At 38.7% G+C, this 25,147-nt stretch carries 30 protein-coding genes, 1 other RNA gene and 1 pseudogene; 21 read left to right on the top strand and 11 right to left on the bottom strand.

Annotated elements, in window-relative coordinates:
• Positions 1 to 21: 21 nt before the first annotated feature.
• Both DS737_RS16190 and DS737_RS16385 read right to left on the bottom strand, forming a co-directional pair.
• A complete protein-coding gene (locus DS737_RS16190) occupies positions 22 to 165 on the bottom strand; it encodes a hypothetical protein (protein ID WP_171287586.1) in 144 nt (47 codons plus the stop codon).
• Complete coding sequence (locus DS737_RS16385) at positions 162 to 917, bottom strand: hypothetical protein (RefSeq protein WP_407641390.1); 756 nt, start codon at positions 915 to 917, stop codon at positions 162 to 164. The genes DS737_RS16190 and DS737_RS16385 overlap by 4 nt, the downstream gene beginning before the upstream one ends.
• Between DS737_RS16385 and DS737_RS10705 the strand changes: the two genes are divergently transcribed.
• The 10 genes and pseudogenes from DS737_RS10705 to lysC all read left to right on the top strand — a co-directional run bounded on the left by DS737_RS10705 (position 881) and on the right by lysC (position 7,774).
• On the top strand, positions 881 to 1,456 hold the full coding sequence (locus DS737_RS10705) for a DUF4055 domain-containing protein (protein ID WP_228206824.1): 576 nt from the start codon (positions 881 to 883) through the stop codon (positions 1,454 to 1,456). The two genes, DS737_RS16385 and DS737_RS10705, sit on opposite strands and share 37 nt — an antisense overlap.
• The gene (locus DS737_RS10700; RefSeq protein ID WP_113997501.1) at positions 1,422 to 2,510 is read left to right on the top strand and encodes a minor capsid protein; all 1,089 of its coding nucleotides are present in this window, start codon (positions 1,422 to 1,424) and stop codon (positions 2,508 to 2,510) included. Before DS737_RS10705 ends, DS737_RS10700 begins: the two co-directional genes overlap by 35 nt.
• 301 nt (positions 2,511 to 2,811) lie before the next feature.
• Positions 2,812 to 3,617, top strand: a pseudogene (locus DS737_RS10695) (hypothetical protein).
• 14 nt (positions 3,618 to 3,631) lie between these two features.
• On the top strand, positions 3,632 to 4,003 hold the full coding sequence (locus DS737_RS10690; RefSeq protein WP_228206822.1) for a hypothetical protein: 372 nt from the start codon (positions 3,632 to 3,634) through the stop codon (positions 4,001 to 4,003).
• Positions 3,930 to 5,348: a hypothetical protein gene (locus tag DS737_RS10685; protein ID WP_162784527.1), complete on the top strand. Its 1,419-nt coding sequence runs from the start codon at positions 3,930 to 3,932 to the stop codon at positions 5,346 to 5,348. Before DS737_RS10690 ends, DS737_RS10685 begins: the two co-directional genes overlap by 74 nt.
• 56 nt (positions 5,349 to 5,404) lie before the next feature.
• The gene (locus tag DS737_RS10680) at positions 5,405 to 6,439 is read left to right on the top strand and encodes an acyltransferase family protein (RefSeq protein ID WP_113997499.1); all 1,035 of its coding nucleotides are present in this window, start codon (positions 5,405 to 5,407) and stop codon (positions 6,437 to 6,439) included.
• Positions 6,440 to 6,498: 59 nt separating this feature from the next.
• Entirely contained in the window at positions 6,499 to 6,765 is a 267-nt protein-coding gene (locus DS737_RS10675) for a holin (protein WP_113997498.1), read from the top strand.
• A complete protein-coding gene (locus tag DS737_RS10670) occupies positions 6,755 to 7,261 on the top strand; it encodes a glycoside hydrolase family protein (protein ID WP_113997497.1) in 507 nt (168 codons plus the stop codon). The genes DS737_RS10675 and DS737_RS10670 overlap by 11 nt, the downstream gene beginning before the upstream one ends.
• Entirely contained in the window at positions 7,261 to 7,659 is a 399-nt protein-coding gene (locus tag DS737_RS10665) for a hypothetical protein (RefSeq protein WP_113997496.1), read from the top strand. The genes DS737_RS10670 and DS737_RS10665 overlap by 1 nt, the downstream gene beginning before the upstream one ends.
• A complete protein-coding gene (gene lysC / locus DS737_RS16410) occupies positions 7,568 to 7,774 on the top strand; it encodes an Rz1-like lysis system protein LysC (RefSeq protein WP_430383837.1) in 207 nt (68 codons plus the stop codon). Before DS737_RS10665 ends, lysC begins: the two co-directional genes overlap by 92 nt.
• Positions 7,775 to 7,819: 45 nt before the next feature.
• Here the strand turns inward: lysC and DS737_RS10655 are convergent, their stop codons facing one another.
• The 5 genes from DS737_RS10655 to DS737_RS10635 all read right to left on the bottom strand — a co-directional run bounded on the left by DS737_RS10655 (position 7,820) and on the right by DS737_RS10635 (position 11,509).
• A complete protein-coding gene (locus tag DS737_RS10655; protein ID WP_113997494.1) occupies positions 7,820 to 8,344 on the bottom strand; it encodes a DUF4760 domain-containing protein in 525 nt (174 codons plus the stop codon).
• Positions 8,345 to 8,886: 542 nt separating this feature from the next.
• A complete protein-coding gene (locus DS737_RS10650; RefSeq protein ID WP_113997493.1) occupies positions 8,887 to 10,242 on the bottom strand; it encodes a tyrosine-type recombinase/integrase in 1,356 nt (451 codons plus the stop codon).
• 148 nt (positions 10,243 to 10,390) lie between these two features.
• Positions 10,391 to 10,573: non-coding RNA, 6S RNA (gene ssrS / locus DS737_RS10645), on the bottom strand.
• 91 nt (positions 10,574 to 10,664) lie between these two features.
• Positions 10,665 to 10,952: a cell division protein ZapA gene (locus tag DS737_RS10640; protein ID WP_004638418.1), complete on the bottom strand. Its 288-nt coding sequence runs from the start codon at positions 10,950 to 10,952 to the stop codon at positions 10,665 to 10,667.
• The gene (locus DS737_RS10635) at positions 10,949 to 11,509 is read right to left on the bottom strand and encodes a hypothetical protein (protein ID WP_004638419.1); all 561 of its coding nucleotides are present in this window, start codon (positions 11,507 to 11,509) and stop codon (positions 10,949 to 10,951) included. Before DS737_RS10635 ends, DS737_RS10640 begins: the two co-directional genes overlap by 4 nt.
• Before the next feature lie 66 nt (positions 11,510 to 11,575).
• On the opposite strand from DS737_RS10635, the gene DS737_RS10630 reads away from it, so the two are divergent.
• From DS737_RS10630 to DS737_RS10605, 6 genes are all read left to right on the top strand, one after another.
• Entirely contained in the window at positions 11,576 to 12,211 is a 636-nt protein-coding gene (locus tag DS737_RS10630) for a UPF0149 family protein (RefSeq protein WP_005081949.1), read from the top strand.
• Between the two features lie 54 nt (positions 12,212 to 12,265).
• Positions 12,266 to 13,591 (top strand): Xaa-Pro aminopeptidase, encoded by a 1,326-nt coding sequence (pepP, locus tag DS737_RS10625; RefSeq protein WP_113997492.1) that lies wholly within the window; start codon positions 12,266 to 12,268, stop codon positions 13,589 to 13,591.
• Positions 13,592 to 13,644: 53 nt separating this feature from the next.
• Positions 13,645 to 14,118 carry a hypothetical protein gene (locus DS737_RS10620; RefSeq protein ID WP_113997491.1) on the top strand — a complete coding sequence of 158 codons (474 nt, stop codon included), beginning with the start codon at positions 13,645 to 13,647 and terminating at the stop codon, positions 14,116 to 14,118.
• A gap of 110 nt (positions 14,119 to 14,228) precedes the next feature.
• Positions 14,229 to 15,440: a 2-octaprenyl-6-methoxyphenyl hydroxylase gene (ubiH, locus tag DS737_RS10615; protein WP_004638422.1), complete on the top strand. Its 1,212-nt coding sequence runs from the start codon at positions 14,229 to 14,231 to the stop codon at positions 15,438 to 15,440.
• The gene (locus tag DS737_RS10610) at positions 15,437 to 16,669 is read left to right on the top strand and encodes an FAD-dependent monooxygenase (protein ID WP_113997490.1); all 1,233 of its coding nucleotides are present in this window, start codon (positions 15,437 to 15,439) and stop codon (positions 16,667 to 16,669) included. Before ubiH ends, DS737_RS10610 begins: the two co-directional genes overlap by 4 nt.
• Before the next feature lie 173 nt (positions 16,670 to 16,842).
• Positions 16,843 to 17,094: a hypothetical protein gene (locus DS737_RS10605; RefSeq protein ID WP_004638425.1), complete on the top strand. Its 252-nt coding sequence runs from the start codon at positions 16,843 to 16,845 to the stop codon at positions 17,092 to 17,094.
• Between the two features lie 57 nt (positions 17,095 to 17,151).
• Here the strand turns inward: DS737_RS10605 and DS737_RS10600 are convergent, their stop codons facing one another.
• Positions 17,152 to 17,754 (bottom strand): LysE/ArgO family amino acid transporter, encoded by a 603-nt coding sequence (locus tag DS737_RS10600; protein ID WP_005091056.1) that lies wholly within the window; start codon positions 17,752 to 17,754, stop codon positions 17,152 to 17,154.
• Positions 17,755 to 17,861: 107 nt separating this feature from the next.
• On the opposite strand from DS737_RS10600, the gene DS737_RS10595 reads away from it, so the two are divergent.
• Entirely contained in the window at positions 17,862 to 18,752 is an 891-nt protein-coding gene (locus tag DS737_RS10595; RefSeq protein ID WP_113997489.1) for a LysR family transcriptional regulator ArgP, read from the top strand.
• 65 nt (positions 18,753 to 18,817) lie between these two features.
• Here DS737_RS10595 and rsmI read toward each other — a convergent pair whose 3' ends face one another.
• Positions 18,818 to 19,654: a 16S rRNA (cytidine(1402)-2'-O)-methyltransferase gene (rsmI, locus tag DS737_RS10590; protein WP_005081962.1), complete on the bottom strand. Its 837-nt coding sequence runs from the start codon at positions 19,652 to 19,654 to the stop codon at positions 18,818 to 18,820.
• 16 nt (positions 19,655 to 19,670) lie between these two features.
• On the opposite strand from rsmI, the gene DS737_RS10585 reads away from it, so the two are divergent.
• From DS737_RS10585 to DS737_RS10570, 4 genes are all read left to right on the top strand, one after another.
• Complete coding sequence (locus tag DS737_RS10585) at positions 19,671 to 20,606, top strand: penicillin-binding protein activator (RefSeq protein ID WP_113997488.1); 936 nt, start codon at positions 19,671 to 19,673, stop codon at positions 20,604 to 20,606.
• 12 nt (positions 20,607 to 20,618) lie between these two features.
• Positions 20,619 to 21,023 (top strand): YraN family protein, encoded by a 405-nt coding sequence (locus tag DS737_RS10580; RefSeq protein ID WP_005081968.1) that lies wholly within the window; start codon positions 20,619 to 20,621, stop codon positions 21,021 to 21,023.
• 68 nt (positions 21,024 to 21,091) lie between these two features.
• Entirely contained in the window at positions 21,092 to 21,784 is a 693-nt protein-coding gene (locus DS737_RS10575) for a BON domain-containing protein (protein ID WP_004638431.1), read from the top strand.
• Positions 21,785 to 21,787: 3 nt separating this feature from the next.
• On the top strand, positions 21,788 to 22,660 hold the full coding sequence (locus DS737_RS10570; protein WP_004638432.1) for an alpha/beta hydrolase: 873 nt from the start codon (positions 21,788 to 21,790) through the stop codon (positions 22,658 to 22,660).
• 20 nt (positions 22,661 to 22,680) lie between these two features.
• Here DS737_RS10570 and nudC read toward each other — a convergent pair whose 3' ends face one another.
• Positions 22,681 to 23,433 carry an NAD(+) diphosphatase gene (gene nudC, locus DS737_RS10565; protein WP_113997487.1) on the bottom strand — a complete coding sequence of 251 codons (753 nt, stop codon included), beginning with the start codon at positions 23,431 to 23,433 and terminating at the stop codon, positions 22,681 to 22,683.
• Positions 23,433 to 25,079 carry a chemotaxis protein gene (locus DS737_RS10560; protein ID WP_113997486.1) on the bottom strand — a complete coding sequence of 549 codons (1,647 nt, stop codon included), beginning with the start codon at positions 25,077 to 25,079 and terminating at the stop codon, positions 23,433 to 23,435. The genes nudC and DS737_RS10560 overlap by 1 nt, the downstream gene beginning before the upstream one ends.
• Positions 25,080 to 25,147: the final 68 nt, after the last annotated feature.

Below are 25,147 nucleotides of genomic sequence, written 5' to 3'. Positions count from 1 at the left end.
CTCTTTCTTTTTCAATATCCATCACTTTCTCCAAACTGCTTCTTTTAACTTTGCATCTGCTACAAATGTGGTTACTTCAGATTCATTCACATTGTCGAAAATATGCGTCATTTTGCTCCCGAACACAGTTAGTGTTCGGGTAATGGTTGAATATGAGAATTTCATGGCAGATCCTCTTCAATAAGAGAGGCTGTTTGTTCAAGCTGAAGGCGGCGAGTTCTTACATAACGCATCATTTCAGGTTGAATAACTGGATCTAAACTTGATACATCTATTTCAAGAGCATTCAGGGCGGTTAAGTCGGGTGCATTCTGAATTCTGACCATCAATGATGGTTGTTCAGCAGCCTTACTTTGTTGAAGAACTTCAAGTCGCTTGTGCATATATTGCAACAGTGGTGCTCGTTGTTCAGCTGACCAAGAATTCGTGTATTTAACAACAGCATTAACCTCTGTTGGTGTTAAAGATTCATCAACTCGCTTTTTAAGTGTGGCCAGTTTTTCTTGGTATTTATCTTCATCCTCTTCAATTAGATTGCGCTCATTGTTTTTCTGCACAGTTTCAGCATCAATTTCTTTTGCCTTACTAACTACAGCAGCTGCAATATCATCAAAGGAATTTGAATTATTCTGTTTATCTGGCAACACAGATATTTTATTCAATGTCCTTTTTTCAACATCATTTGAGGCAGGGCCTTGTGCAGTAACTGGACCAATAATGTCATCAATAGAAGTGTCATCATTAGCAGCTTGAATAGCATCGTGCTGTTTCACTTCATTAACATCATTTTGTTTTTTAGATGTGCGCTTTTTACTGGTTTTAATCTCAGCTTCAATATCTTGAACAGTTTTGACAGGTGCTAACTTAATAGCATTCGGGAGTGGATGAAGGCAAAACTTTACGTGTAACTGGTCCAATGGCGGCTTGGCAATTACCACAGGGTGGGCAATGTGGATACCTTGAGATTCAAGGCGTGGGTATTGAAGCTAAGCGCACTGCAATGCGTGACCAAAAGAATGCAGCATTAGAAGCTGGTGCTCGTGTAATGGACATAGGCGGAGCTGAGTCAGGTGAAGCCCGAAAAGCTCGCCAAGATGACCAATATTCTACTTTGTACGGTATGGTTATCACTGCAGCTGAGGCGATTGAGCAAGTCATAAAATATGGTGCGTTATGGTTAGGTTTGAACGAAAAGGATTACCGATTCAGTGTTAAACCTGATTTTGGCTCACTTGGATTTGATGTGAATCTTGCTAAGCAGCTTTATGAAGCGGCTCTAGGTAATAAAATCTCGATGGAGACTTATTGGGATTATATTCGTACTGGAAAAGTACCTGATATTGAATACTCAAAAGAACTTGAACGTATTGAAAATGAAATGAACAACAGTCCTATGACTGGTTATGTTGCAGGTGTGACAAATGAACACTCAGGTGCCACAACAAGCACTACTTGATGCTTTAATTTCTCATCAAGCTTATCTGTACAGACTTTCATCTACTGAAATTAATAACCTCCTAGCTCAGTTTGATTCAATCACATTTGACATGCTTTCAAAGTTGAGAGACTTATTAGATGAATTATCCGATGTAGAAAAATCAGCTTTGATGTCTGGTCAATACACGACACCAGCTTTAAAAAAAGTTAGAACATTAGTTCAGACTTGGCAGGCAAGTGTAGCATCTGGATTACTTGAGAGTTTCACTGTAAGTGCTACAGCTTTAGCTGTATACGAAGTCACATATCAGGCTAAAACGATCGCTAATCGCAAAATAGAGCCAAATGGCAAGACGCTATTCAACAAGGCAAAGAAAACGCCTTTAAGTGGTGGTGTACTGCTTGATTCTATTTTTTCTAGGATTGCAGATGATACCCGCGTGAGGGTAGAGCAAACTATTCGGGATGGCCTGTCTCAAGGTCAAACGAATCAACAGATCGTGCAGCGAATTAAAGGCAAGAAAGCGCTTAGCTATCAGGATGGGTTGCTTGATCAGAGTAGAAACCACATTTCAACAATGGTCCGTACTGCTCGAAGCCATGTATCCAATGTGGCAATGCTTGAAACCTATAGTGTGATTGGTGTTGATTGGCTTAAAGCTGTAGCAACCTTAGATTCAAAAACTTCTAAGGGGTGTGCTGCACTGGATGGCAATGTTTATGCTGCTGATGATCCTAAAAAGCCCGTTTTCCCAAGACACCCTCACTGTAGAACTATTTATATTCCGGTTCTGGATAGGGATGGTAAGACCATAGGAATGCGACCCTTTAACTCGAAGTTTGGTGAAACAGGTGAAATTAGCACAATTGATTCAAATGTGAAATTTCCAAAGTGGTTTCCAGAACAGTCTGAGGCTTTCCAAAAATCTTGGCTTGGGCCTACAAGATACAAACTATTCAAAGAGGGTAAATACTCACTAGATAAGTTTGTTGATCCTTTAACTGGTCAGCCATTCACACTTGCTGAACTCAAAAAGCTTGATGAAGAAATGTTTAAGAGGTTGGGATTATGAAATTATCACTTAAAAATAGATTAATACTTTGCTGGCAGATCTGGACTACAAGAAGTGGACATAAGCATCCAGCTTCAGAAAAAGATTTAAAGATCTTTCAAAATGGCTATAGAGCAGGTTTTGCAGATGGTAAACAGCACTGAACAGCAAATTATTAATGACCTAATCCTTTGGTCTTGGACAATTCCACGGAAATAACTAAATTCAACCTTAGCACCTTCGGGTGCTTTTTTATTGCCTGAAGCAAAGCCAAAGGCTCCAACAATTAAATCCGCAAGGCGGTGTCTCTAGGAGATTTTAAATGTCTGAATTTTTAAAACGCCAATTAATGTCTTTACAAAATCAAGTTGGTGCAGATGGGAGTGATGGTGGTTCTGGTGGGCAAGGCTCATTACAGATCAACTTTGAAGATCCAGCGATCAAAGCACAGCTAGACCAATATGTTGAGCAACATGTTTCAGGTCTTAAAGCCAAAACAACGAGCTTCTAGGCAAGAACAAAACTTTATCTGATGAGTTGACCAATTTTAAAGGTCAGTTTGAAGGATTGGATATTGGAGCAGTAAAAGGTTTGCTTCAAAAAGCTGGGCAAGATGAGGAAACGAAATTACTTGCTGAGGGCAAGATTGACGAAGTATTCGGAAAACGTACCGAGCGATTAAAAGCTGAACATCAGAAGTTGTTTGATGCTGAAAAGGCTCGAGCTGACAAGGCAGAGGCTTATGCAAATAAGTTTAAGCAGTCAGTTGTTAAAGGCCAAATTGCTCAAGCATTCAGTGCGGCTCAAGGTTTATCGGAAGCTACTGATGACATTACAGCACTCGCATTATCTAAGTTCTCATTAGACGAAAACGGCAATGCAGTTGCGATTGATGCAAATGGCGACGTAATTATTGGTAAAGACGGCAAAAGCCCGCTGACACCAAAAGAATGGATTGAAGATATTCGAGAATCAAAACCTTATTTCTTTCCCAAACCTAATGGTGCAGGAGGTCAAGGTGGAAGCAATTCAGGCAGCAAAAACACAATTAAACGTAGCGAGTTCGATGCAATGAACCCTACAGAAAAATCAAATTACATCCGAAAGGGTGGGCAAGTAATCGATTAATGGAGAGCTAATACATGGCTAACACTTTAACAGGCCTAACGGTCACAATTTATAATGCGCTTGATGTTGTTTCTCGTGAATTAACTGGCTTTATTCCAGCAGTTTCATCTGATTTGACTTACAACCGCGCAGCTAAAGGGCAGACAGTAACTTCACCTGTGGCGCCTGCTGCAACGGCATCAGATATCGTTGCTGGTGTGACACCTCCAAACGATGGCGATCAAGTTATTGGTAAGGTTGATATGACCATTACTAAGGCTCGTCGAGTTCCAGTTCGCTGGAATGGGGAAGAAAAGCTCGCACTTGATAACAATGGTGCTTCTTACAACACTATCGTACACAACAAATATCGAAACAGAGCATTACACCTATCTTGCATTTATTGAGAATGAAGGTAAGCGATATAATGTTATTAACCATGATGTTGCTAATAAAAAAATAACCACAGAGTTAATACCAGAAAGCGCTACAAGAATTGCTATTTATGGAGCTTTTGAATATTGTGAGTTCAACTCTAGAATTGATTCTGGCTCTAATACGAATCAACGATCAAACTTGACTTTAAGCAAGGAAATTGATTTTGATGCTGATTTTGTACGATCTGCATGTGTAATTGTTGATACGTTAGTTTATCGAGTGATGTCGTATAACTCATCAACAAATACAATTTCTGTTTTTCCTGTTCTTAAAGATATTAATAAAACATCAGGAACTTGCGCTTTCTTGATTGGGGGTGGGCTGCGTGTGAATGGTTCCGATGCAAACGTTATTAATGTTCATAAATTTGGCGGTACAGGTAATGCCATTGCATGCCACATGAATAATTTCTATTCGCTCAATTTTGCAGGGTGGAATGCAGAAAATAACGGTATTGCAATGCTAACTGGATCGTCTTCTACGGGAATTACTTACGGTAGTACTATCAATAGTCCATATTTTGAAAATAACGGGTATGACATTATTGATCATAGTACAGAAAATAGTCAAATTAATTTAAAAAGTTGTGTAGCTCTTAACTGGGGAAAAGTTTACAAATTAACTCCCCAAACTGCATCCGGTGCGAAAGATACAACTTATTCAAGGACGGGTATTACTATTGAAGAGGGAGGTAAGAAGTGGACAAAGCAAGATAATATTTTTTCGGGGGTTACTGGGACAACAAAAACCCTGACTATTGGAAATCAGGAGCATGCCGTTGTCCGTGCAACCTCACCAATTATAATATTGAAGGACGATGTAAAAAAGCGTGAATTATTCGGGTACGTAGATTTATTTTTTAGCTGTATGGGCATTAGAAATAATTCATCTAGCTCAGATAAAATCATCTTACGTTCAGATGATGGTTATACAATCAATGGCACCTCGGGTGATTATATTATCGACAAGCCGCGTGCTTCAGTGATGTTACACGCTCGCTTAATTGGTAGCAATTGGCAAGTAAATTCATATAAAGCAGAAATGTCGGTTACTTCAAAATCTATTGATTTTCCTAATATTCCTGCAAACTCAAGTTATTCAATGAATACGTCAATTACCAATGCTGAGGTGGGTGATTTTGTATCATTAAGCTTTAATATTGATACTCAGGGATTGATTATTACTTCTTCAGTTGTAGCTGTGACAGATCCAGAAACTCAGGTAGTTACAAATATGATTAAAATTTCAGCTTTCAACCCAACGACAACAGCAATAAATTTACCTGCTGCGATTGTGAAAATTAAGTTGTCTTAGTTGTTTTTTTCAGCTCATAGTAGATAATTGAACAAAATATTTACTATGAGCTTCAAATGAGATTAGCTTTATTAGACTACGCACGTTTTTTCGCTGCGCTATCAGTTGTTTTCTTTCATTATTTTTATAATGGAATTACCAATGGTAAAGTAACTTCTATAGAAAAAACATGGGTAGCGGATGCTGCTAGTTATGGCCATTTTGGCGTTCAATTTTTCTTTATAATTAGTGGTTATGTCATATTTTTTTCAATCAAAAATAAAAGCGCGACTTCGTTTATGAAGTCGCGCTTGAAGCGACTGTACCCGACATACTGGTTTGCAGTTCTCTTTACATCGTTTTTCGCGTTTATGTGGGCACAGGGCACAGATTTAGCTGTGACTATCAAACAAGTTTTAATTAATTTAACTATGTTGCATAAGTTTGTGGGCGTTCCAAGTGTAGACGGGGTGTATTGGACATTAGTTTATGAAATAGTTTTCTACGCGATAGTTTTTCTAACTCTGCTTTTTGGTAATTTAAAAAAGGTCTTAGGCTTCCTTATCGCATGGCCTCTCTTAATCATAATTGCCAATTATTTTGGGAAAACATTCTTTATTTTTGATATGTATTTTCTTTATTTTGTAATTGGTGCAATGTTTGCGTTATTGAAAAATAAAGGTATTAAGACTTCAGTTGCATTAAGTGTATTAGCTTTATCTGTTGTTGCAGCATATTTTCAAATGTATGAAGCGGGCATACAAAAAGGAAATAATATTTTAATAGTCAGTGGAATCTATCTCGCCATGTTAGGTTTTTTCACTCTTCTAAATATTGATAAGTTCAGAACTATCTCACTACCCCGTGCACAAGATTTGGGCGGTATGACATACCCTCTATATTTAATTCATGCACATTTTGGATACATGTTTCTTAATCGATTCGCTACAAATGAGAATCAAACACTTGTATATGCGTTGCTCTTAATCATCGTAATGAGTTTGTCGTGGATATTATGGTATGTGATAGAAGTTAAACAAGCAAATTTCTGGCATAAATTCTTTTCTTTTGCCATAAAACCGGTGAAAAAAATAGAAGCTAAATTAAATTAATCATCAATTACTTAGCTAAAGCCCCAATCGGGGCTTTTTTATTATCTGGAGAAACAAAAATGTCTGAAAACTCTGCACTCGGGGTTAGTGCAGCAACAATATCGCAAAAAGTAACAGCGACTACTGGTGTGGGTTCATTTTTGGGCTTTATCGCAAAAATTGATGTTATCGCTTGGGGCGGTTTAATCATTGCAGCTGTTGGCTTGGCAATTCAGTTTTATTTTGCAATTGCACGTAATCGACGCGAAAAAGTCGAGCATGAAATGCGAAAAGCTGAATATCAATTACGTATCGAAAAATTGAAAGGGGATTGTAATGCAGAATAAAACAAAGTTTTATGCAGTATGTTTAGCAGCTTCGGCTGCTTTTTTTACGTCTTTAATAGGGTATGAAGGTGAAAGATTAAAACCCTATCGAGATAGTATCGGTAAGCCAACTATTGCTGTTGGTGCGACCGTGTATGAAGATGGCACGCCCGTAAAGATGGCTGATCCGCCGATTACAAAAGAGCGATCAAGACAAATTATGAAGCATCACGTATCTAAAGATGAAGTTGCATTTCGAAACAGCATCAAAAATGCACGTTTATCACAAGCTGAATACGACTTGTATCTAGATTTTGTCTACAACTTCGGTCAATCAAACTGGAATAATTCATCAATGCGAACACTGCTCAACCAGGGGCGCAATCGAGAAGCGTGTGAGCGTTTATTGTTATGGCGCAATGCTGGTGGGCGAGACTGTCGTATTCGGTCTAATAATTGTTATGGGGTCTGGGCACGTCAACTTGATCGGCATTCTAAATGCTTGGCGGTGAACTAATGGCTTGGATTCTATTAAATAAGCGATGGTCCCTGATCATCGTTTTGTCAATTTTATACCTGGTGCAAATTGCTTACACAAATCACTTGGCTGGGAAGTTAAAAGAAGCAGATCAGAAATGCTTTGCACAGATACAAGAGATCGAGCGCAAGCAAGTCAAAGCACTTGCTGAAGCACAAAATAAAGTTAATGAAGTGAGCGCAGACTATGAAAAACTCAAATCAGAACAACGAGTCAAAGTCGAACGTGTTACACGTGAAGTGCAAAAGATCGTTGAGCGTCCTAGCTATCAGCGTGATTGTTTTGATGCTGATGGGCTGTCAGAAATCAACAGTCTTATTAAAGCCGACAGTACCCGCAAATCTAATTCAACCATGTCCGGCTTTGAATCAAATTGAAAGCGGGACTGGTAAAGATGCTCTATTGTGGGCAGTTGATACTGTTGCTAAATACAATGAGTGTGATGCACGTCATGCTGCATTAGCAGAATCACTCAATCAAAACAAACGTTAGCATTAGCGTTTGTTTGCAGTGTTTGAAGTAGCGTTCAATTAAGTATTATTTGCGCCAAAGATCCACAAGTTTCTCAATCTCAATATAGATATTTTGGTTGTTACGCTTATTTCTAATTTCCATAATGTATGGTTTCAGAGAGTCAAAATCGCGTATAACAGATGACTTCATCATTCTTTTGTAAAGCTCACCATCAATGGCCTCTTCGAAAATTCCACAAGCTAGGAATTCGTAGTGATTCAGAAATCCCATTATTGCATCATTGTCAGATTTATGAGCAGCTTCATCACTACAGGCTATAGATGTTAATTTATTTTGATCGCGCAATTCAGCAAATTTCTTGCGGCACTCTAGAAACTTTACATCTATTCTCTCATGCAAGGCTAAATCAATTGTGGCGCGTTGGCGAGCTTTCTTCTCATTCTGGGTGTTTTGAGTTTTCAATGCTTTTACTTGCAAAGCATTGAAAATCAGTGCGCCAGCTGCCACTATAACACTCGCAGATTGAATCCAATTCCCTAAGGCTACTCCAAGAAAGATGATTTCTTGTGATGCTAATTCAGCAGCCATAACTGTTACCCCAAACAAAAGATAATTAAAAAGCCCTCTAGAGAGGGCTTCTTGAAACCTATCGGTTTTATGTGTTAAATATTACAACCCTCGAAGCATTCGACAGTTGCATATACCAACTTAGCATCTTTCATAATAAACTCCTTGGGTTTGTGGCTACATAGATATATTATAATTGAAATTATTTGCTTGGTGTAAAAAATCCTACTAAACTTCTTTAAACCTTTAGCATGAGGAAATATTATGCTAAATAGAATAATTGAACAAGTGATTTAGTATTTCTTTTTGTTATGATAGTTATACTAATTAATTAATATCATAGTACTTTTACTTCTATAATTTAATAAATTTTGCCTGTATTGTGACTCTGGTCACTCTCTAACAGCATTTGCGCTATCCAACGTCATCTTGCCTCAAAACATACTGCTGTGAATACATTGAACTTATATCGCTGTAATCTTGATATTCTTCATGTTCATTTTGGACTATGTGAAGATATTTCCCATCTTTTTTTAAGTAAATATATTTCATTCTGCACCCAGCTATTCACAATACTTACTTATAATATTGTTGTTATGTTCAACCCACTTTTCTTGAATATTACGCATTGATTTATTTTGTTCAAAGTAAATTCTATTTTTGATTAAAGCTTTGGAAATATCAGACAGCACAACATTTTCAATCATATTCATAGCTTTGCGAAGATCATCCAAAGTTACCTGGACATATCCATCGGTCACATCATTATCATCATCTTCAGTAGTGTGATTAATGAGTTTCTTAATAGTGTAACTACCAATTGCTAGGCTGTTTGCGATCGTTCCGAAGGTGCGACGCAAGTCGTGAAATGTAAATTGAATGCCAGTTGTTTCCGTTATTGTATAACGAGCTTCTCGCTTATCAACGATATGCGAATCGATCGTGTCACCAGCAAAAACATATTTATTCTTGCCCGCAAGCTTTTTCCGTTCCCTCATGATATACCAAAGCATGTCACCCATTGGCAATAGAAGATCTTCGTGATTCTTTGGATCCTGAATCTTGATAGTTCCATACTTTAAGTCAACATTTGGCCACTCAAGTGTTTCACCTTCCTCTCGGCGAAAACCAGTTAAAATCAAAAGTAGTAAAAAGTCCTGATTTGTATATCCTCGATGATTTGCATTTTGATTGCCTGCCCACCAAGTAGTGCACACTGCAAGAGACCAGTCGTGTATCTGGTCAGATCGAATGTAACCTTTGCGGCGTTTGATCTTATTCCATTTCTTCTCTTTGTAAATAACCCCTACAGGGCTTTTATCAGTAATAATTTTTTCATCATTATCGTTATAAAGTATTGATGCATTGAAGTTATAGACCGCTGATAAAAACTTCATTGCCAGATTTGCCTGAGCTAAACTTCGCACAGATAAATCCATATGTTTGTTTAAAGTCATTTTCTGAGAAATTTCAGTAATCTTAATATCTTTCCAGTCTTTAAAATAATCATTCGCGCATCGATCATATGCATCTATTGTATTAGCACTTAACTTTTTTTTACTTTTATAGACTTCATAAGCTTTTTCTAGTGTTGGGATTAACTCATTAGATTCTTTTTCAGTTTTAAAATCTGCTTTTAATTGGCGTTTCTGGGCAACAGGATCAATACCTTGATGCATCATTAACAATATTTTCTTCGCTTCAGTACGAGCCTGCTCAAGAGTGTACACGCCGTGCTTACCAATAGACTTACGTTTATTGCGTCCATCAGGCATTCTCGTTTCAACAAAATATGTTTTCGACTTGGTCGCAATTAAGCCAAAGCCGATTGTTACTGAGTCGCGATAAAATTTGCTTCCAGATTCTTCAAGAGGGATGCTGTCGATAAATGTTTTTGTAAGTTTGTATCTTTGGCTCATGGCGATTTAGAAAGTACGAAACGATATGCGGCAATATAACACAATATTTTTGAAGCCTACTATAAGCCTATTTTTGAGGAAATTAAATTGATATAGAAAGGAATGAAAACAAGTATCTAATTATAAGTTATTGTTTTTATATTAAAAATAATGCTCCAGAGATGCCGCTGCATGGTCGTTACCCTGAACCCGATGAGTTCAAGGTGGAGGTGACGCATATTTAATGGGTTTCCTACTCGGAGGTAGGCATACACTCAAAATATACAGAACACATCCATAAATTTAAGTATCGGCAGGGGACTAGACGTACTGGCGAACACCCTAGAGACAGTATTAAGTATAACTGATCTTTATACGATGACAATCCTTGTGGATCACATATCTGTAACGATACTTACTAATTGATGGGACTTTGTGCAATTTTACTCAACAGTTTGTTCAACATCTTCTAAAATAGTTTGCAGCAAACGTTCGCAGTGCGCATATTGCTGTAAAGACTTGTTTAAACTAAAAACTTCCTGTGCCATTTGTAGAGCCACCATAATTACCAATTTATTATGTTCGACTCTCGGAGCACTACGACGCATATCATGAAATTTCTGATTCAATAGTTCCGCTGCACGCTCTAACTCTTCACGTTTATCCTCAGTCGTATTGAGGCGAAAAGTCTGCTCAATTAAACGGAGTTCAACGACAATAGTTTCACTCATGATTGTGACTCCTCTTGAGGTTCAGCAATAGGGTGGGCGAGCTGTTGGATTTCTTGTGCATTTTGATCTTGGGCCGTACCAAGAATCGCTAGACGCTGAATAATGGCTTCAACTTTCGATTTAGCCAGTTCATTCTTCTGCAATAGTCGATCACGATCTTGTTGTAGATCCTGAATCTCTTGCATGTTGTTACGCTGTTGGGCTTGTAACTTTTCTTTGATTACGCGTAAATCATTTCGCTCAGCCAAGATTTCTTGGAAACGATTTTTCAGATCAGTGGTACTTTTTTCCAAACGACTATAGCGCTCGGCTAAAGTTGTTGCATCATTATTCAGTTGTTTGAATTGATCTTGTAACTGAGTGAGTTGTTCAGTTAAGTTATCAACTTCATCCTGTTTTTGCGTGATGATGCTATTTTTTTGCACAATTTGTGCATGGTGATCAGTTGCAGCTAATTGTTTAGCTTCAGAAAGCGAGTTATTTTCTCGCTCTAAATGACTTAAGCGTGTTTTTAAAACACCAATATGCGCTTGTAGACGCTGTAATTGTTCTAACATAACGAAGGTCGCACAGAGTTGCAATCAAAGGTAATATATACAGCAGTATAGAGATTGGATAAACGAATGCAAGACGATATTTCAGGTTGGAACGAATGGAATGCTCATTTTGAGGGGATTGAAGAAATTTCAAGTCCAAGTGAGTTACATGGTTTGCTAACAGGTATAGTTTGTGTGACACAAGCACCAACTTCAGATGAATGGTCACAAATCTTAAACACCCTCAATGTACCTCCACTTTCACCCGAAGCCCTCAGAAGTTTGACTGATGAGGCCGAAGATGTAGCACATGCTTTATCCGATGATGAATTAGATTATTTACCAATGTTGCCAGATGACAGTCATGTATTGGCTGATCGAGTTCAAGCATTGGCAGATTGGTGTGCAGGAGTTGTACTTGGTTTTGGTTTAGCTTCGGGGCATATTCGAGGCGAAGAGCAAGAACTGATTGAACATTTACAAGATGTTGCAGCTGTTGAATTTGAAGATTCAGACAATGATGAAGAAGGCGAAGAAAGTTATCAGGAGCTGTATGAGTTCGTGCGCTTAATTCCTGTTAGTCTTTCGATTGGACGAACAAAAGTTCCTGTTGCTGAAAGTTCATTATTGAGAAACTTCCATGCAAAAAGCCGTAATCAAGATGAGACGGTTTCAGATCCACAAACGATCGTTGAAATGTTTACGCCACATCGCCCAAGTTAATTGCATTAATTTTATAGATCCCTCTTCGGAGGGACTTTTTAGTCGTAGGATAATATGAAACTAACTCAAGCAGATTTTAAACAACGTCGAGATCGCCTTGCGGAACAAATGGGCAGTAATAGTATTGCGGTAATTGCGACACGAGCGGAAATGTACCGTAATCGTGATGCAGATTATAAATATCGTGCAGACAGTAGTTTTTATTATCTTACTGGATTTGCTGAACCTGAAGCTGTTGCAGTGATCGAGACTTTTGCTCAGGGTGAGGCATATCGTTATACGCTATTTTGTCGTGAACGTAACCGTGAAATGGAAATTTGGAATGGTTACCGAGCAGGACTAGAAGGTGCAGTCGAACAATATCAAGCAGATCAATCATTTGCCATCCATGAGTTGGATCAGAAAATTGTTCCTTTACTTTTAAATAAATCGAAACTCTTTGTTCGACTAGGACAAACGAAAAAGTTTGATGCTGAAGTGGGTGGGTGGTTACACAAAGCAAAAGCAATGCAACGTCAGGGTGGCGATGCACCTCAGCAAATTATTCAAATTGATTCGATTATTGATGAAATGCGTTTGAAAAAATCGGCGCAAGAAATTGAACTGATGCAGATCGCATCCAATATCAGTGCAGAAGCACATACGCGCGCGATGCAAACTGTAAAGCCAGATATGATGGAGTATGCACTTGAAGCAGAGCTCAATTATATCTTCGGTAAAAATGGTTGTGTGCCTGCTTACAATAGTATTGTAGGCGGTGGTGAAAATGCCTGTATTTTGCATTACGTTGAAAATAATAAGCCGTTAAAAGATGGTGATCTGGTTTTAATTGATGCGGCTTGTGAGTATGAATGCTATGCCTCAGACATTACCCGTACATTCCCTGTAAATGGTAAATTTAGTCCAGAACAAAAAGCACTTTACAATATTGTTTTAGATGCTCAGCTTGCTGCGATTGACGCTACGCGTATTGGCAATAATTATAAATATCCGCATGAAGTTGCTGTAAAGATTTTAACTCAAGGTTTGGTTGATCTTGGTTTACTGCAAGGTGCTGTAGATGAGCTGATAGAGAGTGAAGCATTCCGTCAATTCTTTATGCATGGTACAGGGCATTGGTTAGGCATGGATGTGCATGATGTCGGTTCTTACAAAATTGATGAAGATTGGCGTGCTTATGAAGCTGGCATGGTGGTTACCGTTGAGCCAGGTTTATACGTCGCACCCGATGATGAAACCGTTGATGCGAAATGGCGTGGTATTGGGATTCGTATCGAAGACGATATTGTAGTCACTGAAAATGGACCGTTGGTTTTGACTAGGAATGTAGTGAAAACTGTTGAAGAGATTGAAAGCTTGATGGGTCAGGTGAAAGCATAATCATAAAAATGGGCTAATCGATTAAGCCCATTTTTATATTTAAGAGAATAATAATGAGTGAATATGCACCACAATATACCTTTAAAGAAAGAATCAAAATTATTACTTTACATTGTTTATGGGCAATACCTCTATATCTGATTTTAGATCAACTCTTTTTTCCATGGCTGAAAGAAAGCAATTGGATTCTATGCAATCCATATGGTTGGCATACGCTTTGGTATGGAATGGGGGTATTTGCCCCTCTATTAATGCTTTTGATGGTTGTTTTGCTACAAGGGAGGGATATGTTAAAAATTTATAGATTAAAACAATATCCTTTACCTAATAAAAAAGTAATGAATAAAACAAAATATGTGTATGGTTTTCGGGCAACTTGGCGTTGTTATTTCTTTTTAATTTGGTGTGTGGGTGTACTTGCTTTTACTGTATTTGGTTATTTTACAGCAGTAAAACAGATCAGTCTTGTTGATCAAAAAAGGTTAGAACAAATTCAACAGAAAGAATGTAATGTTTCCAAAATGTAGGGTAATTTTAAAAACACAGACCAAACAAAGTACAAATTCCCTTCCTGATTTGAGTTAGAGTAAGATAGTCCCGAAACTTAAGTCATGAAAAACTGATAAGGAATAATATTATGCAGCAACAAGTCATCATTGTCGGTGGGGGTATGGTTGGACTCAGCCTTGCTTTAATGTTGGCAAAATCTAATATCGAGGTAAAGCTATTAGAAGCTGTGAAATATCCAAATTATGATGATGAAAACCTTGCGCCTTATCACTCAAGTTTTGATGCGCGTAACACCGCTTTGTCACGCCGTAGTGTGCAGATTTACCAAAAATTAGGTTTATGGGATGCATTACAACAACATGCTACTCCGATTTTACAAGTGCATATTACCGAGCAGGGCAGCTTTGGCAAGGCTCGCTTAGTGGCTGAACAAGAGAAAGTAGAAAGCTTTGGGCAGGTGATTGAGAATGCGTGGTTAGGTCGAGTATTACTCACCCAAGTTCGTCAGCAGCCACTGATCGAATTGATTGATGGTGTACAAGTGACTTCACTGACGCAAGATGCAGATCAGGTACAGATCGAAGCGATGCGCAATGGTGAATATATTCATTCGCTCAAATCCAAGTTGGTGATCGCAGCAGATGGTCGAGATTCGTTCTGTCGTCAAGCGATTGGCGTCGGTGTAGATGAACATGATTATGACCAAGTGGCGATTGTCACCACTGTGCAAACTTCTAAACCACATCAACAAGTTGGCTTTGAACGTTTTAGCGCATTAGGGCCATTGGCACTTTTACCGTTACCGGGTGAATACCGCCGTTCAGTGGTTTGGCCTGTGAAGAAGGGTACGGAAGCTGAATGGTTAGGTGAAGAAAATGATCAACATTTCCTTGATGCTTTACAAGAAACCTATGGTGATCGTGCGGGTAAATTTGAAAAAACCGGTAAGCGTTTTAGTTATCCATTGTCTCAAGTCTTGGCACATAAACAAGCCGTTGGGCGTGTAGTGTTGATGGGCAATGCAGCACACACCATTCACCCTGTTGCAGGACAAGGTTTTAATCTGTGCTTGCGTGATGCAGATGTGCTGGTTCGTTTCTTAATGGAACAATTGGCGAAGTCTGATGATATTGGTCAGCCAGATAATTTACTCGCTTATGAACAAGCACGTTTAAAAGATCAGCAGCGTGTGATTAAGTTCTGTGATTCCGTGGTGCGTGGTTTTAGTAATCAAAATCCAATTTTAAAATTAATACGTAATACAGGATTGGTTGCCTTTGACGTGATTCCGGGCATTAAGCCGTTGGTTGCCAATTATGCAATGGGGCTAAAAGCATGAGTGAAATGTTAGATGTTGTCATTGTAGGAGGTGGCTTGGTTGGTGGCTTAACCGCCTTGCTATTGGCACAAGGTGGTGTGCAAGCAACAGTATTGGACGCTGCTCCTGTACTGGATCAAGAGAAAACACTTGCGGTGATGAATCCACGCGTGTTGGCTCTCAGTCAGGCAACCATTCATCTATTAAAGACTGTGGATGTTTGGGAGGATTTAGCCCGTCAGATGCCATATTCAGGCATGCAGGTCTGGAATAAAAATGGCTATGGCGAAATCAATTTTGGGCATGCATCGGAACAGCGACCACATGCAGATCAAGCATTGGGTTCAATGGTGGAGCCGAGTGTCCTGAATGTTGCGATTCAACAAAAAATGTTGCAACAGCTTAAAGATTACCGCACTCAGGTGAAAGTGATTCGTATCGAACAAATTCCATTGGGTTGGTCGATTCAGCTAGCAGATGGTACTACGCTGAAAACCAAACTGTTGATCGGTGCTGATGGGGCAAACTCGTTTGTACGTGAACAAGCTTATATTGATTTGGATGTCTTAGATTACAAACAAGCTGCAATCAGTTGTGCGATTAAAACCACTCAGCCGAATCAATATGTGGCACGCCAAATTTTCCTACCAACAGGACCGTTGGCTTATTTACCAATGGCGAGTTTGGACGCGCAAGACAATGGTTATTGGCAATCGATTGTATGGACATTACCAGATGATTATGCTGATGAATATTCAGCACTCAGTGATCAAGAGTTTATGCAATTGCTGACTCAAGAAAGTCTACAAATGCTTGGTGAAGTGGTTGAAGTACGTTCAAGAGCGCAGTTCCCATTGAAAGCTCGCGCTGCGCAACGGTATATCAAATCAGGTCTAGCATTGATTGGAGATGCAGCACATGTGATTCATCCTTTAGCTGGACAAGGTGTCAATATTGGTTGCTTAGATGCAGCGGTGCTTTGTGATGTTTTGCTGCACGATCTAAAACGTGGTGTGTGGGCAAATGAGCAGACTTTGTTACGTTACGAACATCAACGTAAAGGGCAGAACGACGCCATGATGCACAGCATGTCAGCGATAGGTTGGTTAGAAAGTTCGGAGTTATTTCCTTTTGTTTGGGCGAGAAATTTCGGTCTGAAACAGGTCGAACAACTGGATTGGCTCAAAGATAATTTCATGCAGCAAGCCAATGGTTTGGGGGCGTTGAAAGAGACACGTTATGCATGCTAAAAAACAGTAGATATTTTTTAGACAATCATTTATAAATCAGAGTGAATTTGGTTAAAAAAAGCACAAATTGATAAATATTTTGCTTTGATAAATGAGAAGAGCTTGTTAAATTTCATCAAGTTCTGATGACCAAATAACGATGATGAAGATTTAGTCATTGTGGGGAGAGTAATATGACGGAAATGAATGATTACGACGAAAACACCGAAGATGCTGCTGTAGATGATGAGGAGGCGAAAGCTGCCGAAAGTGGTGCAGACAGTAGCGAAGAATCCATTGCAAATGATGCTGATCTCGCAGAAGCTGAAAGCCTCACTGTTACTGCTAAACAGAAACAACGCCAAGCTTTAGAAGATGAAGTTGCTGCGTTTCTAGCGCGTGGCGGACGTATTACTGAAGTTCCACCAGGCGAAACCCACGAATAAATAAAAGATTAAAAAAACACCACGATTGTGGTGTTTTTTGTTATGTCTTGAAAACAACTAGAGGAGCAATGAAATTGCGATGCTCCACATCATACAACCAATCATAAAATCTAAGACCTTCCATGCCTTTGGGTTAGTAAATAATGGTTTTAACAGTCTAGAACCATATCCCAGACTAAAAAAGAAAATCCATGATGCAACAATACTACCGAGGGCAAAACTGATCTTGTCCTCAAACTGTGTTGCTACAGATCCAATTAAAACAATTGTGTCTACATAGACATGTGGATTCAACCAAGTGAAAGCAAGACCTGTTAAAAGCACTTGAGTTAAGGTCTGCTTTTGATGGCTCATAAGTTCTATGCTTTGAGTGTTTTTAAAAGCTGCATGAAATGCTTTAGCGCCATAGACCAGTAAAAATGTCGCACCTAAATATTTAGCAATTGTTATTAACAGTGGTGACGTAGCCATGATCTCGGCAAAACCCAATACACCTAATGCAATTAAAATGGAGTCAGAAAGTGCACACAATAAGCATAGCCAAAATACATATTGTTGCTTTAAACCTTGTTTGAGAACGAAAGCATTTTGAGCACCAATAGCCACAATAAGACCGCTACCAATACCAAAACCTTTCATAAAGACGCTAAGAGAGAACATAACAAATAAAACGGAAAATCTAGATGTGAGAATTATCTGACTTTTAAAGGTAAAATAAGTAATATTAAGAATAATTAGGTTTGGCTAAAAATAATTTAGGTGGGTGAGTGTTAGATAGTAAACAATGTGAAGCATTTCTTGCTTTAGCTGAAGCAGGAAGTTTTGATGCTGCAGGAGAACACTTATACATTACACCTTCTGCAGTATCGTTACGTGTACAAGCTTTAGAAAAGTATTTAGGACAAGTTTTAATTATTCGCGGACGACCATGTGTGCTTACTCAGGCTGGGCAAACTTTGTTGCAACATTTGCGTCATACTCGGTTAATGGAACAAAATCTTTTACAAGGTTTGATGGGAAAATCCTCTGAATCGGAATTTTATAAGATTGCTTTGGCATCCAATGCGGATTCATTGGCAACATGGTTGTTGCCGAGTATTCAGTCCACATTGTTTAGAGAAAAAATTGTGTTAGAGCTTAAAATTGATGATCAATCGCATACCCATACATTATTAGAAACAGGACAGGTGAATGCCTGTATCACTGCCGAAGAGCAGGTTATGTCAGGTTGTTTAGCACAACCCCTAGGCAAAATGCGTTATAAAATGCTGGCTTCTGCCGACTTTGCAGCTCATTGGTTTAGGACGGGTGTAAATAGAGAAAGTTTAAGAAAAACACCAGCAGTTATTTTTAATCATAAAGACTTAATGCATTCAGAGATTTTATTAAAGGGGTATGGCTTACCGATGCAAAGTTATCCCTATAGTTTTATTCCAGCAACAGATGCTTTCGTCAAAGCAATTCAATTAGGTTTGGGTTATGGCATGGTGCCTGAGTTGCAGGTTCAACCGCTACTCGAAAATGGAACGCTTGTTGATATTATGCCTGATGCCCAACTTGATATTCCATTATATTGGCATCATTGGAAACGACAGTCTAAACAACTGGATGTATTGACAGAATGTATTGTTCAAGCGGCTAAGCAAGCGCTGAAATGATGGAAATTTTTGATAATAGAGCAAGGTAATATCTCGTGATAATTACCTTGCATCCATGTTTAGAACTAAGCTTGAGTCAACTCTAAAGCTCGTTGATATGCTACTTTCTTTTTAATTCCAGTTAAATCTGCGGCAAGTTGAGATGCTGCTTTTACGGATAAATCTTGCAGTAAGCGTTTTAATAGCTCATCCAATTTATCTTGTGCCATATCTTTTTCAGTGGTTGCACCACCAACAACAAGGACAATTTCGCCTTTCTCTTGGTTGTGATCATTTTGAATGAAATTAAGTAACTCTTTTAAAGTCATTTTCTTGATGGTTTCAAAGGTTTTGGTGATTTCACGGGCAAAACCTACTGGACGATCTTCACCAAAAACTTGGACCATATCTTGAATACACGCCAAAATACGATGTGGAGCTTCATAAAAAATGAGTGTTTGTGTTTCATCTTTGAGTTTCTCAAGTTGGCTAATTCGTTGAGACGCCTTTGATGGTAAAAAACCTTCAAAACTAAAGCGATCACTCGGTAAACCAACTGCACTTAATGCGGCAATTGCGGCACATGCACCCGGGACTGGAATCACACGAATACCATGTTCTTGAGCTGCACGAACAAGTTTAAACCCTGGATCACTAATTAAAGGTGTTCCAGCATCGCTGATTAAGGCAACTGTTTCTCCATTTAACATTCTTTGGAGAAGTTGATCAATTTTGTTACTTTCGTTGTGATCATGGCACGCAGTGAGCGGAGTTGAGATATTATAGTGTTTGAATAATTGAGCAGATTGTCTAGTATCTTCTGCTGCAACCACCGAGACTGATTTTAAAATATCGATTGCACGAAACGTCATGTCATCCAAGTGCCCAATCGGGGTTGCTACAACAAATAATTGAGCACTCATAAAAGGTAACTCCATAATGTATTCAAAAAAATATTGGCTGCTACTGAGTTTGGCAGCATTGATTAGTCCAGCTTATGCGGACGTGTTGGTCATTCTACCTGAATCAGGTCCTATGGCGCGAGCTGGTGAAAGTATTAAACGCGGTTTCATGAGTGCTTATACAGCATCGGGAAGTAAAGAAAAAATTATTTTCGTGGATTCTGCAAAAAGTAACGTAAATCAAATTTTTAAAACTAGGGTTAATAAAAATACGAAATTGGTTGTTGGGCCATTAGGCCGATCTGATATTGAGGCGGTGATTAAACTAAAACCGAAAGTTCCTGTGTTAGCACTAAACGATGTGAATACACAAACTGAAAATGTATGGCAATTTAGTTTGGCTAAACAGCATGACGCTGAAGCTTTAAATAAATTACTCATCAAGGATCAAATCCAAACTTTATTGGTATTGCGTGAAGCTGGGACTGAGTCTGCGACAGAACTATTTATGATGTCACTCATGTCTCAGTCACATGCTGCGATTGAAGTGATTCATGAATTACCTAAAAAACTACCTAAAAAAACAGGATTGTTACTATTAGGGGATCATGAGTGGATGATGGAGCTTGGTTCATTACCAAAACAGAATATTTATGCAACTCCGATGAGTATCGAAGAGGGGAAATCTATTCCCATCGGATTACGTTTCTGTGATACCCCCGCTTTATATAATGGACAATGGGCTGACCTAATTGAGGCTTACAAAGAACAACCAGAGAATATGGCATTTCAACGTTTGTTGGCATTTGGTGGTGATGCATGGACGCTTAGCCAGCAGTTCCTAGCCGGTGCTGATAACCAACAATTTTCTTTTGTTGGACGAACGGGGGCTATTGAGGTGAATGCGGGCAAGATCAATCGACAGCCTTATTGCTTTGAACAGCAGAAAAAACACATCCAAATTTTAAAATAAGATATCTCACGCATGGAACAGCAAACAAATTCTATGGGGCAATGGGCTGAGGAAGCAGCAAAGACATTGCTCCATTCTCATGGGTATCAATGTATCAGTCAAAATTATCATTCACGTTTTGGTGAAATTGATTTAATCGTTAGGCGTGGTCAAGAACTTGTTTTTGTTGAAGTAAAAGCCAGATCCTCTGGGAGTTATGCTCATGCTTATGAGGTGATTACCCAAGCGCAAAAGCGTAAAATTATTAAAACAGCCAAATTCTTTTTACAACGTTATCCTAGTTATTATGACTTTGATTGTCGTTTTGATGTGATTTGTTTTGATTTTCCACAGAAAATTGCAAAAACAGTACAACCAGATTTTTCAAAATTGAAGTATGATCAGCAATGGATTGAACATGCATTTACTTTAGACTAATTCTGGCAATATGATCTAAAAGTAGGTGTGGAAGATTGAGCAAATGTGTGAATAGGGAGTCTTGCCAAGTGTTAAAACGTTTATCGATCACGTTACTTTGCGCTGCAAGTTTATCGGGTTGTGCGAGCTTTATTTCTGGCGGAACAGGGACTGCACCTGTTGGCACAAATAGTGGTGATCGTAGTCTAGGACAAGTTTTTATTGATTCTTCAATCAAACGTACTGCAAATGTTAATTTATACAAATTAGATCATCGTTTTAGACAGTCCCGCATCAATATTGAAAGTTTTCACAGCAACGTGCTTTTGACAGGTCAAGTGCCTGATCCATATTTAAAGCAACTTGCTGAGGATAATGTACGTGCAATGAGTGATGTCAAAGCGGTACATAACTATATTACAGTAGGCGATAAAGTTGGTTATAGCACGATCATGCAAGATGGTACGGTCACTGCAAATACACGTGGCTTGTTGATGAGAGCGCCTGTCGTATCGGACAGTAAGGTTTTAGTTCATACTGAAAATGGCGTGTTGTATGTGATGGGGCGGTTAAATACGGCTGAGATTAGAGATTTAGATGATGTCTTACAAAAAGTCGGCAATGTGAGTAGAATTGTGACTTTGGTTGATAATATCGACCAAACAGCAGGGACTTCAACGGCTCGAGTAGGGACAGCAACAACACAGTCTCTGGTTGAAACACCAGTAGCGATTGATCCTGATCAAGCTGAGCCTGTGACTATTACCCCAACTAATCCCTAATTTATGAAACAACTTATTCAACAAGTTCAAGAAAATGTTATACGGGCGAAAGACTTTTATAAAGAATTTCGTCTGTATGATTTTGCAAGTTATTCGATTAACTATTTAACGCCTAAAGATACTTTCGAAAAGGAAGAACACCTTGCTTATGGATTAAAAGCACGCCAACGTTTAGATCTATATCGAAGTAAAAATGCCAAGCCGCAAAAACCGCTGATTGTCTTTGTGCATGGGGGATCATGGCAGCATGGCAATAAGCGAGATTATTTGTTTATCGGTGAAACATTTGCCCGTGAAGGCTATGATGTCGCTGTGATCAATTATCATCTTGCACCTGAGCATATTTTTCCTGCTTTTATTGATGATATTGCACAAGCTATCCATTATCTGAATCAGAATCAAACGAAGTTAAAGATATCAACAGAAAATCTGATTTTGATGGGGCATTCCGCTGGTGCATTTAATGTGATGTCTGTGGTTTATTCTGCTCAAGCGAAGAACTTTAAATATAAAGATCAAATCAAAGCGATTGTTGGATTGGCAGGTCCTTATCATTTTGATTATAAAGGTGATCCACTTGCAGAACATGCCTTTGATCTGAATATTTCTTATCAACAAGTTATGCCATATTATTTTATTGAGCCTAATCAAATTAAGCATTATTTGTTAATAGCTGAACAAGATCAATTGGTAGAAAGAAGAAATACGCTTGATTTGGATATTGCACTCAGGGAAAAGGGTAATCATAGCCATATTTCGATTATTCCCAAGACTGGGCATATTACCATTGTTGCCACATTGGCAAGTTTGATGAGCCATTATTTCAAGACGAAGCGGACTATTTTACATTTCTTGGACGAAGCATTGAATCCATGAAGTCATAAGAAAAGCATCGATTAGGATGCTTTTCTTTTTTCAGTCATCTGCATAATCATGCTATGAGCAATACTTCCTTTAAATGGGATCTGTGGTAACTGATCGAATTTAAAAAACTGAGCATCACTGATCTCTTCAAATTGTAATTGGATCTCTCCAGACTCATATTCAGCATGAAAGGCAATCATCAAATTGCTCGGGAATGGCCACGGTTGGCTAGACATATAACTTATATTTTTAAGCTTTAGGCCAACTTCTTCCATTGTTTCACGTTGTACTGCTTCTTCTAAAGTTTCACCAACTTCTACAAAACCAGCGATTAAACCATACATATTGCCTTTGTTATGGGCTGATTTAGCAAGTAATACTTCATTGCTACCGCGTGTGATAATCGTGATTATACAAGGCTGAACACGTGGATATTGATGATAACCACAAGCTGGACAAATCATGGCATATTCTTTGGCATGAATTTCAGTACGATGACCGCAGTGACTACAGAACTTATGATTACGACGCCATTCAAGCAGTTGTACCGCACGGCTGGCCTGTAGGAAATCTGATGTTGACCAAGTCTGAATCAAATCACGGATAGGAACAAGTTGAAAGCCTTCAGGGATGATTTCGCCTTCTAACAGGTCACGTGCAATGACATGATCATTTGGATGTATGGGAAGATCACTTGCTAACTTTTCAACTTTAGGCAGTTGAAAATTTTCATCGACTAACAGTTTTTGGTGTTGGAAAATATAAGCAAGTGATCGTTGAGACATTAGGCTGCTATCGTTTGTAATTGCTGACTATTTGATAATGCCACATCAAACATAGATTGCAATACAGGTTGTTTATTCCTTAAGTTATCCACCAACAAATCTAAACCTGCTACGACATTGAGTAGACAATTGATTTGTTCAGCATCTAATGCTTGGTTCTGAGCAAGACGGTGTTGAGCAAAATCTGCTGCACCTAATAATGCAGTTTGTTGTGCGGTACTACCTAAGAATTGGGCTGCACCTGACAGTTCTTTGAGATAGTCAGGCAAAGCTTCAATGCTATGTGAGGTCGGATCTTGGGCATATAAGCTGAGAGTCTGCGTAAGCGTCTCGATTAATGTTTTCGTTTCAGTCAATAAAGCTTTATGTGCTTCATCTAAACGATCAAGTGAGATTTGTAGATTATTCACACGAAGCTGTAGACGGCTAGAGGTATAATTGCGCTCTAAAATACCAATTGAATTCATTGAAGCTAAAATACCATTCATTAATTGTTGAACTGAACTAGCGTCGGTCAGGAAATCAGAATGGCTTAGTTTTTCAGCTTGTTGTGTGATCTCTTTTGCAGCTTCATTTAAATTGAGAACTTTGAAAACATTAGCAAGTTGATTGAGCTTTTGCTGAATCTCTTGAGTTTTCTCTGTGGACATGTTTTGGTAGTTGTACTCAATTTCATTACGAATTTGGGCCATTTCATCCGTCATCAATCGGCTAACGGTATGAATGGTTTCATAGTCTGGACCATAAAGATGACGACTCAATACTTGAAGCTGGGTGTCACTCAGTAACTCGTCACCAATATTGAGTTGATCACGAATGTGATGCGAAATATTGTTTTCTTGGCTGATACAAATCGATAATACATCCGCAAGATCACTGAGTTCAGCTGCATATGTAGACGGCTGGTTTAAAAACTTAGCAATATTGGTTTCGATTTGAATAAGCGTTCGTAACCGAGCTTCGGTAATAGAAAGCTCATCAATTAAACCTAAAGCAACGTTGACTAATTGCCAATATTGTTGACTTGGTAGCTCGGTAGATAATCCAGTTAGATAAACACCAACAAGTTTGATGCCTTGTAAATCAAGAGGAGTTTCTGTCTGTTTAATCAGTTTATGCAAACATAACTTATAAAGCTGATGAATGTATTGAGATTTCTCTAGTGTTGGGGCAAGTGGCAGATTAAAACGAGGACTAATCAGACTTAGTAGAGGCTGAATTGTTTGACCTTCTTTCGTTAATGGCTTGCCCAAAGCTAGCTCTAAACGATTCAAGGTATCGAGTAAGAACTGAGGAACTTTAACTTCGCGTAAACAAATAAACTCAATATAGCGTTTCAGCATCGTCGTACCTTCACTCAACGCAACCACATCACTGGTTTTAATTTGTTGAGGTTGGGCCATGATCTTACGCATAAGTTCACTTGAGTATTGGGTAATTTGCGATAAATGTGGCATATCAATCAGTGCAAGTACCTGAGTGCATTGCTCAAACTGATTGAGTGCATCATCAATTCCGAAGGGTAAAGCTTGTTCTTCGGCAAGGGTATTGACCGCTGTTTCTACCAATTTAATCGAATTGTCGATTTCATTTTTTATTATTAATAATGCCGTTGGGTCGAAATGAATCGAGGTTTGGTAAGACATATGACCTACACCTTTCCTGAGTTGTTATATCCATGGACCTCCTTTTGAGGAGGTCTAAATCACTTACA

This window comes from Acinetobacter haemolyticus (assembly GCF_003323815.1).
Taxonomy (GTDB): Bacteria; Pseudomonadota; Gammaproteobacteria; order Pseudomonadales; family Moraxellaceae; genus Acinetobacter; species Acinetobacter haemolyticus.
This window is presented reverse-complemented; position numbering and strand designations above follow the sequence as displayed.